This window comes from Sphingobacterium hotanense (assembly GCF_008274825.1).
Lineage (GTDB): Bacteria > Bacteroidota > Bacteroidia > Sphingobacteriales > Sphingobacteriaceae > Sphingobacterium > Sphingobacterium hotanense.
In genome coordinates this window covers 3,390,334-3,404,467 of record NZ_CP030848.1, presented here as the reverse complement: position 1 = coordinate 3,404,467, position 14,134 = coordinate 3,390,334, and the positions used below count along the sequence as shown (strand labels likewise).

Sequence of the window (14,134 nt, the reverse complement as noted above, 5' to 3'; positions counted from 1 at the left end):
GCACAAACGAATTTTTGGCACCAATGTAGGAACGATAAAATAGAGGATAGGTATGGAAGAATTAGCAATGCTAGTAGCACATGTGGAGCAATTGATTGAGCGTGGAGACCAGGCGGAGCTTGCAGATTATTTAAACGAATTGAACATCTCCGATGTGGAGGAGTTAATTGACGAACTTCCTGAACATGGACCTCTGTTTTTAGAGACCTTAAGTCTCAAAAGAGCCGTTAATGTTTTCCGTATTTTGGACTTCCCAACCCAAGAGCGGATCTTCAAAAAACTAAAGGCTACAACCATCCGTGAACTCCTTAACGAGATGCCTCCCGATGACCGTACTTCCTTCTTCTCCGAGCTGACTGGCGACGTTGTAAAAAGACTCATTATTCTGTTGACTCCGGAGGAGCGAAAAGAAGCACTCTCGCTACTCGGCTATCCCGAAGATAGTGTGGGTCGTCTGATGACGCCAGACTATATCACCGTGAAAGAACATTGGACGATGCAGCGAGTGTTGGATCACATCCGCCGATATGGTGGAGCATCCGAAACGATTGATGTACTCTATGTCATCGATGCTGAAGGAAAGCTGATGGATGACGTCCGGATTAAGGACGTGCTCTTGGCGGATCCTGAAACTGTTGTTTCTGACTTAATCGATAATCGACTTATCTCACTTCGCGCAAACGACCCGCAGGAAGAAGCGGTTTCTATATTCCGGATGAACAATCGCGTTGCCCTTCCTGTTGTTGACGATCGTGACATCATGTTAGGTATCGTGACGATCGATGATATCCTTTGGGTGGCGAACGAAGAGTACTCGGAAGACATGCAACGTATCGGGGGTACCGAGGCTTTAGACGAGCCTTACTTGGATGTCTCGATTTTTCATCTTGTGAAAAAGAGAGCCGGCTGGTTGATCGTCTTGTTTCTGGGGCAACTGCTAACCGTGACGGTGCTGAATCACTACGAAGATAAACTGACCACCGTGTTGGTGATGCTGATGCCAGTGATCATGTCGAGTGGAGGGAACAGCGGATCGCAAGCATCGACGCTGATCATCCAGGCGATGGCGATGGGCGAGGTGACTTTGCGCGACTGGTGGATCGTGATGCGTCGCGAGATTTTGTCGGGTACACTGCTAGGGGTTATCCTAGGTGGACTCGGGTTTTTCCGAATCTCCGTCGAAGAAGCATTCCGTCATACCTACGGCGACCTATGGTATCTCTATGGGTGCGCGATAGGATTGTCTCTGGTGGGCGTCGTCCTTTGGGGTTCTCTTGTTGGTTCCATGCTGCCGTTCATCTTACGTCGATGTGGGGCAGACCCAGCGAGCTCCTCAGCTCCCTTCGTATCAACGATTGTCGACGTCACAGGCTTGATTATCTATTTTACTTTTGCAACGCTTATCCTCAAGGATGTGCTGTTTTAATTATTCTGATTGGTTCTGAATAACTTGCAAAAAAATGCATAAAAATATTTGCACATATCGGTCAAACTTCCGATAATTGCATCACCAAAACCGAAAGGGGCGGTTGAATTCCTGAATAGCTCAGTTGGTTAGAGCATCTGACTGTTAATCAGAGGGTCGCTGGTTCGAGCCCAGCTTCAGGAGCAAAAAAAGAAAAGGCTATCCAAATGGATGGCCTTTTCTTTTTAGATATTAGATTTGAGATATTAGACATTAGAAAGGATCATACCGAAAGTTTGGGGGGTTAAGATTTTTAAGCATTAGAAATGCAGGGCGCCCGGGAGGCGCTTTTTTTTTTGATTGTTGATCGATTTGTCTTGAACCAGGAAAGGAAGGATTTAAGGAGGAACAGGAAAGGGGAGTTTGGTTTTCACAAGAAAGGGAAGTTTGTTCTGAACCAGGAAAGGAAGGATTTAAGGATTGACAAGATCGATGTATTCCTCCGCTATAAATTGGACGCCAATACGTGCATATGATCCCGTTCAACCTTGCATCCTTCTTTTCCTGGTTAAAGACAAAATTATATTTTCAACCTGATCCTGTTCATCCTTGCATCCTTCCTTTCTTGGTTCAAAACAATACCCTTTTACCCGATCCTGATTATCCCAAAATCCTTCCTCCAATTCAAGCCATACTCTAATATCTAAAATCTGATATCTAATATCTAGCACGATTCCGCATGATTCAGATTTTTTGCCAACAAGCGTCTGTCGATATTTGTTTAGGGAAACAAGGTAGATGATGTTATGGAAAATATAGAAGAGAGAATTGCGGGTTACGATTGGGCGCAGTTGAGCGATGACTTGCATCAGAAAGGATATGCGACGGTGCCTTCGCTGCTCACTGCGGAGGAATGTGAGCAGTTGAAGTCAGGTTATGACGATTCAAGTCTTTATCGGAAGACCATTGTAATGGCGCGGTATCGGTTTGGGTTGGGGGAGTACAAGTATTTCAACTACCCATTGCCGAATCTTATACAGATGATTCGAACTAGTATTTATCCCAAATTGGCGCCTATTGCCAATACATGGTTTCGTGTCCTTAATCAGGATGTTCAATTTCCGTTAGAGCATGACGAACTTCTAAAGCGATGTCGGTTGAATGGGCAGGAGAAGGCGACGGTGTTGATCTTAAAGTATGGTCCCGGCGGTTTCAATACCCTTCATCAGGATCTGTATGGGGATGTTTATTTCCCGATGCAGCTGGTTTTGATGTTGAGCGAACCCGACGAGGACTATGAGGGCGGCGAGTTTGTACTGACGCAGCAGATACCGCGGGCGCAGTCGAAGGCCATCGTACTGAAACCTAAAAAAGGCGATGCCCTAATTTTTACCACTAATTTCAAACCCGAGAAGGGAACGAGAGGATATTATCGCGTCAATATGAAGCACGGTGTCAGCGAGCTGCGCAATGGCGAACGTTATAGTTTGGGGATTATTTTTCACGACGCAAGTACCTAAGCTATGAAGCAGCATGTCGATTTAACAGATAAAGAATTGCGCGCAGCAATCCGCGGAGGAAATATTCAATTTGGAGGAAATACTAAGTTAAAAATTTACGGGCTCCTGAGCTGCTCATCCGGAAAACGGATGAAGCGAGCTAATCGCGTGTTTTTCGAAAAGGAGGAGGAAGCACTGGCGGAAGGTTATCGCCCCTGCGGCAATTGCATGCGCTCAAGCTACCAAAAATGGAAACAGGATACGGAGAAGGGATAGCGTGAATCATTTCGAACGATTTTAAGGCGATTTAAGCGAGGTTGATGAATGAAAGCGATATTCTTGTCGCTCATTTGTTGAGTTGCGTTAAATCGCCTTAAAAGGGGTTTGTTTTGAGATAAAGGTTCCGACAGTTCGTGCCTCTTCGTTGTACGCTTCTAGTCCCGCTTAAGCAACGTTATGCCTTCGAGCAGTAATAGTTTTTAATTGCCCAATGTAAAGCCCAATCAAACCCGCTCGGAAGCGGGTTTGATTGGGCTTTACATTGGGTTTGAAAGGGCTTTGAAAGGGGACTGAGCTGTCCTATACCTGTTAGACGCTCGAATATTATTTGAAGGCTACATAGGAAGCCATGCATAGATTTTTGTGCAAAACGTCGACTTGTCGAAATCCTACTTGCTGCAGCAAGTTCAGCTGGTAGACCAGCGGCCTTGGCGAATCTTCTTTTTCGATGTAGGCAAATACATGGTCGCGGTACTCTTCGTTTTTAAGATGGATCAGGAAATTACCGTAGCGTTGCGTGTAGATGATCTCTTGCAGTTTTGGCGTGTTTTGTTGGATCATGTCAAAAATCCAGATGCTTCCTCCCGGTTTGAGGAGTCTATGGAGTCGGACGAAGGCCGTTTCCCAATCATTATCATCGCGGAGGTGATGTAATACCGCAGTAGCGATGATAACATCGTAACTGTTTTCAACGAGATCCACCGTACGGAAGTCGCCCTTGAATGTTTTCACCTCTCCTTGGGTTAGTGGACTTACCCGCTCTTTTGCTTTGTCGAGCATGGGTTGGCTTAAATCGAGTAGGTGTACACTGGGATTGCTCGTTACGCGAGATAATAACTTAACGTCATAGTTGCCCGCGCCACAGCCGATATCAAGAACGGATGATAGGTTGGGGTAGTGCTGCTGTATGCAGTCTGTGATCAGGTCGAGGTTGAAGGCGGAGTCTAGCATGGTTGCCTGGCCTGTTTCTAAGTTGGAGAATCGTTCGACATCCTTGTCGAATCTTTCTTCTATTTCCTGTAAAGTGGATTTGTTTTGCATATCATTTGGGGTTTGTATAAAGTTCGTGGATTTGTCTGGGATTAAGAATGTGAATTTTTAAGGCTTTGTATTTTGTTTATAGACAAAGGGTTATCGGGTTGTTTTGTGAGTTTATGGAATTTAAACACATATTTTTTAAAATATTTTTGGGAATTCAAGAGTAAAAGTCTATTTTTGTACCACTTTAAAGGAGAAAGCTAGTTTCTCTTGTTAAATTCCTGAATAGCTCAGTTGGTTAGAGCATCTGACTGTTAATCAGAGGGTCGCTGGTTCGAGCCCAGCTTCAGGAGCAAAAAGTATAACAGCCGACTTCACAGTCGGCTTTTTTTTATTTAAAAAAATACATTCATGAGTTTAGTAATCGTTGGAACCGTAGCGTTCGATGCTATCGAAACCCCTTTCGGAAAAACTGATAAAATCGTTGGTGGTGCTGCTACCTATGCAGGTTTAGCTGCTTCCTATTTATATTCAGATGTGAAGCTTGTTTCGGTGATAGGTGAGGATTTTGGAGATGACAACTTAAATATCATCACTTCGAAAGGTATCGACGTAGAAGGTTTGGAAATTGTTCCTGGTGGAAAATCATTTTTTTGGTCAGGTCGTTACCACAACGATATGAATAGCCGCGATACATTAATTACGGAATTGAATGTCTTAGCGGATTTCGATCCTAAAATTCCGGCATCTTATCAAGACTGCGAGTACTTGTTATTGGGCAACTTAACGCCTGCTGTTCAGTCAGCAACCTTAGAGCGCTTGACGAACAAACCTAAGTTAGTGGTGTTGGATACCATGAACTTTTGGATGGACGTAGCGATGGATGGCTTGAAAGAAGTGTTGAAGAAGGTAGATGTATTGACCATCAATGATGCAGAAGCACGCCAATTGTCTGGAGAATTTTCTTTGGTAAAAGCAGCTGAGAAAATCTTAGAAATGGGGCCACAGTATCTTATCATCAAAAAAGGAGAGCATGGCGCTTTATTATTCGGTGAAGGACAAGTTTTCTCTGCTCCGGCATTGCCATTAGCAGATGTGTTTGATCCGACAGGAGCGGGCGATTCTTTTGCAGGTGGATTTATTGGCTATTTAGCGAAATTGCAATCGATCAACTTTGCAAACATGAAGAATGCAATCATTTTTGGTTCAGCCTTAGCTTCATTCTGTGTTGAGAAATTTGGAACGGAAAGATTGGAAAATCTAACCTCAGAAGAAATAAAAGCACGTATTCAACAGTTCGTTGCTTTATCAAAATTTGAGATAAGCGAATAAGCTTATCTCAAATTTCTTTTTGTTTGCCTCCCCCAAACTCCTATCGCGTCGATAGGGATATCTTGGGAAACCTATAATCAAAGATTTTTATTGTTATAATCTATTCAGCTTCGAATTTATAAGAAGCTAAGGTTTTTTTCATGGACTTTCTTGCCACGTGGATTCTAGTTTTCACTGTCCCGATCGGGATTTTCAAGTGGTCGGAGATTTCATGGTATTTATACCCTTCGAAATACATCGTAAATGGTACATAGTATTCGTCTGATAGTTTTGAAAGCGCATAGTTGATGTCTTCCATGACGAATTTATTTTCGCCTTTGTTCTTGCTAGCTGACACGACTAAGTTTGTTTGTGAAATTTCCTCTTCCTTGGTAATGAAGGTGTTTGTTTTTACGACCCGACGGTAATTGTTGATAAAGGTGTTTTTCATGATTGTGTATAACCATCCCTTTAAATTCGTTCCGTCTCTAAAGTTCTTGAAGTAGGTCACTGCTTTGAGCAGTGTATCCTGCACCAAGTCATTTGCATCATCCTGATCACGAGTAAAGTTACGGGCATAGCTTTTTAGTGAATCGGAATGTTTGATGACAAGTGTGTTAAATTCTAGTTTGTTCATACAATCAGTAGTTTATATATTGTTGTTAAATAGTTAAGTGTCATTTGGAAAATGGTAATTCTATACGATGGGAGTGCCACGATAATCAATCACCATTTGTACTGATAATATCAATTACTGTGCAGTTAATACCTTAAAATGTGGAAAAACATCCTATTTCTCAATAAAATTATCGTTTTACGAGAAAAAATAGATGCTATTTAGCGCCGTTTCTAGTGCTAGAGAGAAGTTTTTTTTTGTTTTTAGGGAATTGTTTTCGGACTGTGGAAAATGTGGAAAACTTTATAAAACGTTTACCTCGCGTTCGAGTTTTACACCGAACTTCGATAAAACATCGTCCACAATTTTGGACGATACTTCATAAATTTGTGCTCCACTTGCTGCTCCTTTGTTAGTAAGTACCAAAGCTTGATTTTTCCACACTGCGACTTCGCCGACTTCTTTTCCTTTCCATCCGCACTGTTCAATAAGCCATCCCGCAGCTAATTTTTCCTCATCATTGCCCATTGGATAGTGCACAATATCAGGGTGTTGTGCCTGTAGGTTGATAAACTGCGTTTTGCTGATGATTGGGTTTTTGAAGAAGCTGCCGGCATTGCCAACGGTAGTTGGATCCGGTAGTTTTTCGACGCGGATATACGAAACGACCTCTGCGACATCTTTAATGTTAGGTTCCTGGATGTTTCTTTTTGCTAGTTCGGCTTCGATCGCGCCGTAGCTGGTATTGATCTGTCCGAATAAGGAAAGTTTGTAGGTTACACTACAGATAATGTATCTTCCTTTATGCTCTTTCTTAAAAATGCTATCGCGGTAGGAGAATTGGCAGTCGACGTTCGTAAAAGTTACAAATTCGCCGGTATGGGTGTCAAATGCGCGGCAAGAATAGAAGATGTGCATCAATTCTGTACCATAAGCCCCAATATTTTGAATAGGTGAGGCTCCAACGGTACCAGGGATAAGTGCAAGGTTTTCCATGCCCGGAAAGTCGTGCTTGATACAATACCAAACTAAGTCGTTCCATACTTCTCCAGCTGATGCGGTTACAAAGACTTGGTTGCCTTCGATGAAATGCTGTATACCCTTGTTGGCAATGTGGACAATAAGCCCATCATAGTCTTCAGTAAACAAAACATTGCTTCCACCACCTAAAACAAAGAACTTCTGCTTGAAGGCATCTTGCTCATACAGTTCCTTCAAACTCGACTCCTCCGTGATTCTAATATATTTATTTGCCTTAGCTTCAATTCCGAACGTATTAAAATCCTTTAGGGAGACAGCTGTTTGAAGGGTGTTTTTCATTTTTTTGACCGATATCTTTAAAAATTCGAAAAAATAAAGTAACTTAGTTAAAGAGTGGTAAAGATAATTAAACCAGCATTTATAAACTAATTTAATTAATAGAATGGCAAAGAACGCTGATGTTAAAAGACAAAAGATTTTAGAAGCTGCGCGCCGTAGGTTTGCTCATTTCGGAATGGCAAAGACGACCATGGCGGAGATTGCTCAGGATTTGTCTTTTTCCAAAGCGCTGTTATACTATTACTTCCCAGATAAGAATAGGTTGTATGCCGCTGTTTTAGAATATACTGTGGACGAGATGGTTGCTGAGACGGAAAGTAGGATTACGAAATCCAAAAATATCGACGAAGCATTTACGGCATTTCTAGAAGCTCGTTTGGAAGCCATAAAAGAGAATTACAGCATTTTTGAATATACCTACTCTTTGCGTAACGAGTTTCCACCGGATTTGGAGGAAGCTTGTACTTCGATTATTGATAAAGATATCGAGCAGGTGCAGAATATTTTGAGTCGTGGTATCGAAAAGGGTGAAATCATTGTGGATGATTTACCGGTAACCTCAAAGATTTTTATGATTTCGATTCTGGGCATGCGAATCGGTGTTGTGAAAGAGTTTAACAACATCTTCATTCCGCCGACCAAAGAAGAATTTGATTATATACTTGCCTTACAAAAGAAGCTAGCTAGGATTTTTATTCGTGGGCTGCGTCCTTAATTCAACTCTTTTATTCTCGAAAGGATCATCTGCGCATGCACTCTGGAGTTTTCAATAAACCATAGGTGCGTGTTTAACCCTCCGCAGACCACACCCGCAAGAAAGAGGCCTTCTATATTAGTTTCCATCGTTTCCGGATTATGCTCAGGTATCATCGGCGCTTCGGCCGGGATATGGATTCCGACTTTACGGAGGAAGTCAAAGTTTGGCCTGTAGCCTGTCAATGCTAATACGAAGTCGTTCTCGATAGTTAGCAGACCCTCTTCAGTCATAATCTCAACCTCATCTTCCGTAATATTGGTGATTTGGCTATTAAAGTAAGCTTTGATTTCGCCGAAGGCGATTCGATTGTCTATATCTGGTCTAACCCAGTATTTCACTCTAGGGCTAATTTCTGGACCACGAACCACCAACGTCACATGAGCACCTTTTCTATAGGTTTCCAAAGCAGCGTCAATGGAGGAATTGCTGGCACCAACCACGACTACATTTTGCTTCGCGTAATAGTGTGGATCATCATAATAATGCTTTACTTTCGGTAGTTCTTCGCCTGGCACATGCAGGTACATCGGGATATCGTAAAATCCTGTTGCGATGACCACATATTTCGCAGTATAGGTCTGCTTGGAACTTTCAACCGTAAATAAGCCTTGATCTTTGTTGACAGATAGAACTGCCTCAAAAAGATGCGTATTCAGATTGAACTTGCTCTCGATGCGTCGGTAGTATTCCAATGCTTCAGCTCTTTTCGGTTTTGGATTAGTGGTCACAAATGGGGTGTCGCCAATTTCCAATCGTTCCGAAGTAGAAAAGAAGCTCATGTTGACCGGATAGTTATATAGGGAATTGACTAAACAGCCTTTCTCCAAAATGATATGGCTCAAACCATTCTTTTGCGCCTCGATTCCGCAGGCAAGCCCAATAGGGCCGCCGCCTACAATCAGTATATCGTAATAATTATCCATTGATCATTTCTATTTTTTGCGGATGGATGATTGCCTCTTTCTCCATAACATCCACGGTAGATTTATATAAATCTGCGGATATTTTATTCAAAAACTGTAATTGCTCGGTAATTAATTTAGATTCCGCCGGATCAAGTGTCTCTTCAGTCACTTCAGGGAATTCGCTTACTTCGGTGAATATCGGTTGATCCTGATCATCTGTGAGCAATACAATCGATTTTGCCATATTGCTCAATATCTTTTTCAGTAGGAGCAGATGCTCTTTGGTATAATTTGCATTCATGGCTTGCTGCAGTTGCGTCAGAAGCGTAGCACCGTAAGACGAGAGAATATGGTTCAGGATGACAAACCGGTTGACCTCTTTTGTGCTTTTCTGACGCCATTTAGGTTCCGAGAGCATACGTTGGAAAGTGGAACCCATATTCGCTGAAGCAATGTAAACTTCTTTTCGAGAGAGTTTGTATTCTGTGATATTGACCGTTTCGTCTGATAGGAGTCTAACGGCGATAGCTAGGTAATTATAATTTGCAATCAGCAACTGTCGCATATTCGGGCGAATTTGGAAACTCTCCCAATTCGGGAATACTACATAGCTGGATATAAAAGCGATCATGCCACCTAGAAAAGTATCGAATATGCGTTCCTTTGCAATCTCAAAGGTGTTATATCCGGTGAAGCTCAGCATGATCAATACGTAGGGCGTCATGAAGAGCACTGCGACAATATAATTGACGCGGAATAGGCTATAGGCGGTCAGGAAGAAGAAGATCAGCAATATAAACAGGGCAATTTCATTATGGACCGTCATTAAGATAATGGCGCCAATGATACCGCCAATGACTGTACCTAATAAGCGTTGGAAGTTCCGCTCCTTCGTTAAGCCAAAACCAGGTTTTAGGATCACCATGATAGTCAATAATACCCAGTAACTCCCCATGCTGCCTACATTGAACCAGTCCATGTTCAAAACCAGATAGGTAACCGCCATCACCACTGCCATGCGCAGCGCGTGGCGGAAAATAGACGAGTTGAACGATAAGTTGTCTCTCAGTTTACTCCAAACGATATGCTCCGTCTGGATGAACTTGTTCGCCTCTTCGATCTCTTGCTTATTGACTTTATTCGATCGTATCGCATTATAGTTGTAGATATTGTGAATAAAAACCGTAATGCTACGGATACTGATCAGAATCTTCTTCAACGGTATACTGTTGATATTCTCTTTTTGTTCAACTTGGTCAATCAGTTCTTTGATACTCTCAATATCGTCTTTGAAATTATATAGCGGCTTGGGCGCTCGATTAGCATTTAATTGATAAGCTAAATGGTCTAGTTCGTTCGCAATTTTTAAAAGCAAGTTTCTGAACTCCTTTAAAATTCCTGTATGCGCGTAGGTTTTGCGGATGACCTCATAGTCATAATGGGTGGTCATGCTTTGCTCAAAAAGGTCGACAATATCATTGAAGATAAGCGTTAGAAAGCGCCCGACCTTGGTCGTATCCTTAATGGAACGCTTACTCTGGAAAAGTAAGTCGCGCACATTTTCTTGATGTTCATGGACTTCAATTTGCTTTTCGATAAGCTTCCGGTAATTATCATCAAGATCGACTTTGTGGTCATAGAAGTTGGCCCGGAGGCGGATGAAGTCGCCTACAAATCGAATAGATTCGGAGAGCTCCTGCTGCGCTAATCGATAAGGTCGGACCTGCGAGAGGGAGAAGCTGATCAGCATATACCATACGGCCCCGATGAAAAAGAAAAGTAAAAAGTACATTTCTTCTTTAAACGTATAGGCATCATCAACATTGATCAGCATAATCAATATACCCATAGAGCCGACAGTTGCCGCACGTGCGTTGAAAACGGCGAACATGGAGTATAGGAAGCATAATAGCCCGATAACAATGGTCATTATCCAGATATTGGAGTTGGATGCGACCGTGATGAGTTGCGTAAGGATACATACGATTAGGCATGAAATCATACCCGTCCGGCGATGTGAAGGCGCTCCTGGCGTGTCGGACAGACCGATTAACAAGGCGCCTAAGGAAATGAATGTTCCCATGAGGAACTCCCCAAAGGCCGCACATATAATAATAGGAACTACACAGCCTATCGTGATGCGCAAGCCATCTGCGAAATATTGACTATAAAAAAAGTTGCTAATTTCCTTCGTTTTCTTCATCGTGATACGACAAATATAAGGAAGGAATCCCGATTCAGCGGTTTTTAGAGAAGTAATTTTTTAAGTCAAAGAATTTCGTAAATTAAAATCGAAAAGAAATATCATTTATTGAAATATCAACATATGTTTGATTGGAATATTAAAATTGTAAATAAATAAGCTTTTTTATATAAAACTTATATATTTGTAATTCGCTGACCATCCTCAGGGAATAACTATAAAATTACTTTTGTTTTAATTATGAGATTAAGCCAGAAAAAAGCAGCTTTTCAAAACGAGGTGCTGACGCGTTTCGATTTGTTTAAAAGTTTGTTTCTTACATTGCCGTTCCAACGTGTGAAACACACGGGGACTATCCTTCCGTTCTTTACGACGCATTGCGAAAAAGGAGTGGAGGAGAAGTTAACCCCCGAAGCTATTATTGATAGTTTTTTCGGTCAATATGAACAGTATGTTCAGGAAGATGATCGCTTAGACCTATTATTCCGAATTGTTCAATACATTGAGCGCCAAGTGGTATTGTTTGATGCTGTGGAAGATTCGGCATTTAAGGCGGTTGGTAAATCTGATGAAACCGCTGGATTGGACTCCGTATTCCGACTTGCACAGTCGAATCCGGAAACAAAAAAACAAGTGATTCAGCGTCTCAGAGATATGTCGGTGCGCTTAGTACTAACGGCTCACCCAACTCAGTTCTATCCAGGACCTGTATTATCGATCATCAACGACTTGATTGAGTTGTTGAAACTGAACGATATCCCTAATATTCACCTGCTGTTACAACAGTTAGGAAAGACTCCATTTATCAATAAATTGAAGCCAACACCGGTTGACGAGGCGATCAGCTTGGCTTGGTACCTGGAGAATGTATTCTATCGCGTGGCGTCTGAGATACAGTCGAAGATTGACAACGAGTTAGAATTATCAAGTGCGGAGACTAGTCAGATTGTCGAGCTTGGCTTCTGGCCAGGAGGAGACCGTGACGGGAACCCGAATGTAACTTGGGAAAGTACGAAGCGCGTCGCAACGTTGCTTCGCACGATTCTCTTCCGTTGTTACTACCGTGATTTTAGAATCGTAAAACGTAGAATCACCTTCCGTGGTGTTGAAACGTACCTGGATGCCTTGCAGGAGCTGCTTTATGAAAACAGCTTTAATCCGAAAGAGAATCCGGAGGATATTACAGAAGAGATCCTGTTCAACCTGAAGGAGGTTAAACGCGTGTTGCTTGAGACGCACGATGGACTATTTGTAGAGATTGTGGAAGATTTGATCCGTAAAGTGCAAACCTTCGGCTGTTTCTTTACTACGCTGGATATTCGCCAGGATAGCAGTGTGCTTCGGGAAACCTTTAATTGGTTGCTGACGCAATATCCAAAAGAAACAGGAATCGATAAAAAGGAAATCGGAGACGACGAAGACGCGAAGGAACAAGCAATTACTTTTTCGGAGAAAGACCTTGCAATTGAAAACGTGCCTGCGCCTTTAGTCGAAGATACGCTTAAAGTGATTCGACTGATTAAGCAGATTCAAGAGTCGGGATCGGAACGTGCTGTTCAGCGATTCATTATTTCAAATTGTCAACAAGCGTCTGATATATTAGGTTTAATGCAGCTCTTCCTATGGCAAGGCTGGTCGAAGAAGGACTTGACGATGGACTTCGTGCCGTTGTTCGAGACAGTTGACGACCTTTCTCGTGCTGCGGATGTAATGCGAAGCTTATATGCAAATAAAGCCTACGCCGCGCATCTGAAGAAACGAGGGAATAAGCAAACGATCATGTTAGGCTTCTCTGATAGTACGAAGGACGGTGGCTATTTGATGGCAAACTGGTCTATCTATAGAGCGAAGATCGAACTAACGGCTATTTCCAGAGAGTTCGATGTTGATCTGGTATTCTTTGACGGCCGTGGTGGCCCTCCAGCACGTGGCGGTGGTAAAACACAGCGTTTCTACGCATCCATGGGTAAGGAAATTGAAAACAACCATATCCAATTGACTATCCAAGGGCAGACAATTAGTTCGCAATATGGCTCTTTAGATACTGCTAAATACAATATCGAGCAGTTATTGCACGCGGGAATTGTTTCTGATTTGCGCCAGAAAGAAGGGGATACATTGACTGCAAAGCAAAAGAAGGTAATCGATCAGATGGCGGCTGAAAGTCATAAGAAATTCTTGTCTTTGAGAAAGCATCCTAAGTTTTTAAAGTATCTCGAGACTTTGAGTCCTTTAAAGAGCTTGGCATCGATCAATATCAGTAGTAGACCGGTGAAACGTAATTCGGATAAGGAATTGCGCTTAGAAGATTTGAGAGCAATTAGTTTCGTAACTGCTTGGAGTCAGTTGAAACAAAATATTCCAGGATTCTACGGTGTGGGTACTGCTTTACAGTGGGCAGAGGACAACAACATGTGGTCTTACGTGAAGAATCTGTATGAAAATTCTGGTATGTTCAATACCATTATTGACAACTGTATGATGTCCATGACGAAGTCCAACTTCAATATCACTTCCTATATGCAGGATGATGCTGAGTTTGGCGAGTTCTGGAAGATGTTGAAAGACGAATTCGACCGTACGAAAGAATATTTATTGAAACTGACCGGAATGACAGAGCTGATGGAGAATTATCCGGTTGAAAAAGCATCGATCTGCGAGCGTGAGAAAATCATTCTTCCTTTGTTAATCATTCAGCATTACGCCATCAGAAAATTGGAAAGTAATAAGTTGGATGAGAAAAAGGCGGACGTTTATCGGAAATTAATCGGCCGAACTATCTATGGTGTTGTCAATGCAGGTCGAAATTTGGCATAGAATGATTTTGAATTGCATGAAAATAGGAATTTATACCTCTTAAT

11 protein-coding genes and 2 tRNA genes are annotated in these 14,134 nt (G+C 42.2%); 8 read left to right on the top strand and 5 right to left on the bottom strand.

All coding sequences use genetic code 11. The features are described from left to right. Positions 1 to 52: 52 nt before the first annotated feature. From mgtE to DSM08_RS14385, 4 genes are all read left to right on the top strand, one after another. Complete coding sequence (mgtE, locus tag DSM08_RS14400) at positions 53 to 1,426, top strand: magnesium transporter (protein ID WP_149526809.1); 1,374 nt, start codon at positions 53 to 55, stop codon at positions 1,424 to 1,426. A gap of 109 nt (positions 1,427 to 1,535) precedes the next feature. Continuing rightward, a tRNA-Asn gene (locus DSM08_RS14395) sits at positions 1,536 to 1,609 on the top strand. Positions 1,610 to 2,211: 602 nt separating this feature from the next. After that, positions 2,212 to 2,925, top strand: a complete 714-nt coding sequence (locus DSM08_RS14390) for a 2OG-Fe(II) oxygenase (RefSeq protein WP_149526808.1) — start codon at positions 2,212 to 2,214, stop codon at positions 2,923 to 2,925. 3 nt (positions 2,926 to 2,928) lie between these two features. Continuing rightward, positions 2,929 to 3,180 (top strand): Ada metal-binding domain-containing protein, encoded by a 252-nt coding sequence (locus DSM08_RS14385; protein ID WP_149526807.1) that lies wholly within the window; start codon positions 2,929 to 2,931, stop codon positions 3,178 to 3,180. A gap of 327 nt (positions 3,181 to 3,507) precedes the next feature. Here DSM08_RS14385 and DSM08_RS14380 read toward each other — a convergent pair whose 3' ends face one another. Then, entirely contained in the window at positions 3,508 to 4,224 is a 717-nt protein-coding gene (locus DSM08_RS14380; RefSeq protein ID WP_149526806.1) for a class I SAM-dependent methyltransferase, read from the bottom strand. Positions 4,225 to 4,440: 216 nt separating this feature from the next. Between DSM08_RS14380 and DSM08_RS14375 the strand changes: the two genes are divergently transcribed. Then, positions 4,441 to 4,514, top strand: a tRNA-Asn gene (locus DSM08_RS14375). 58 nt (positions 4,515 to 4,572) lie between these two features. Further along, a complete protein-coding gene (locus DSM08_RS14370; RefSeq protein WP_149526805.1) occupies positions 4,573 to 5,493 on the top strand; it encodes a PfkB family carbohydrate kinase in 921 nt (306 codons plus the stop codon). Positions 5,494 to 5,593: 100 nt separating this feature from the next. Here DSM08_RS14370 and DSM08_RS14365 read toward each other — a convergent pair whose 3' ends face one another. Further along, positions 5,594 to 6,109, bottom strand: coding sequence for an RNA polymerase sigma factor (locus tag DSM08_RS14365; RefSeq protein WP_149526804.1), 516 nt, complete (start codon positions 6,107 to 6,109; stop codon positions 5,594 to 5,596). Positions 6,110 to 6,391: 282 nt separating this feature from the next. Next, on the bottom strand, positions 6,392 to 7,408 hold the full coding sequence (murB, locus tag DSM08_RS14360; protein ID WP_149526803.1) for a UDP-N-acetylmuramate dehydrogenase: 1,017 nt from the start codon (positions 7,406 to 7,408) through the stop codon (positions 6,392 to 6,394). Positions 7,409 to 7,511: 103 nt separating this feature from the next. Here murB and DSM08_RS14355 point away from each other — a divergent pair, with 103 nt between their 5' ends. Next, on the top strand, positions 7,512 to 8,123 hold the full coding sequence (locus DSM08_RS14355) for a TetR/AcrR family transcriptional regulator (protein WP_149526802.1): 612 nt from the start codon (positions 7,512 to 7,514) through the stop codon (positions 8,121 to 8,123). Here the strand turns inward: DSM08_RS14355 and DSM08_RS14350 are convergent. Continuing rightward, positions 8,120 to 9,088, bottom strand: a complete 969-nt coding sequence (locus DSM08_RS14350; protein ID WP_149526801.1) for a YpdA family putative bacillithiol disulfide reductase — start codon at positions 9,086 to 9,088, stop codon at positions 8,120 to 8,122. The genes DSM08_RS14355 and DSM08_RS14350 overlap by 4 nt on opposite strands. Continuing rightward, positions 9,081 to 11,273, bottom strand: coding sequence for an FUSC family protein (locus DSM08_RS14345; RefSeq protein ID WP_149526800.1), 2,193 nt, complete (start codon positions 11,271 to 11,273; stop codon positions 9,081 to 9,083). Before DSM08_RS14345 ends, DSM08_RS14350 begins: the two co-directional genes overlap by 8 nt. Positions 11,274 to 11,513: 240 nt before the next feature. On the opposite strand from DSM08_RS14345, the gene DSM08_RS14340 reads away from it, so the two are divergent. Beyond that, complete coding sequence (locus DSM08_RS14340; protein ID WP_149526799.1) at positions 11,514 to 14,090, top strand: phosphoenolpyruvate carboxylase; 2,577 nt, start codon at positions 11,514 to 11,516, stop codon at positions 14,088 to 14,090. Positions 14,091 to 14,134: the final 44 nt, after the last annotated feature.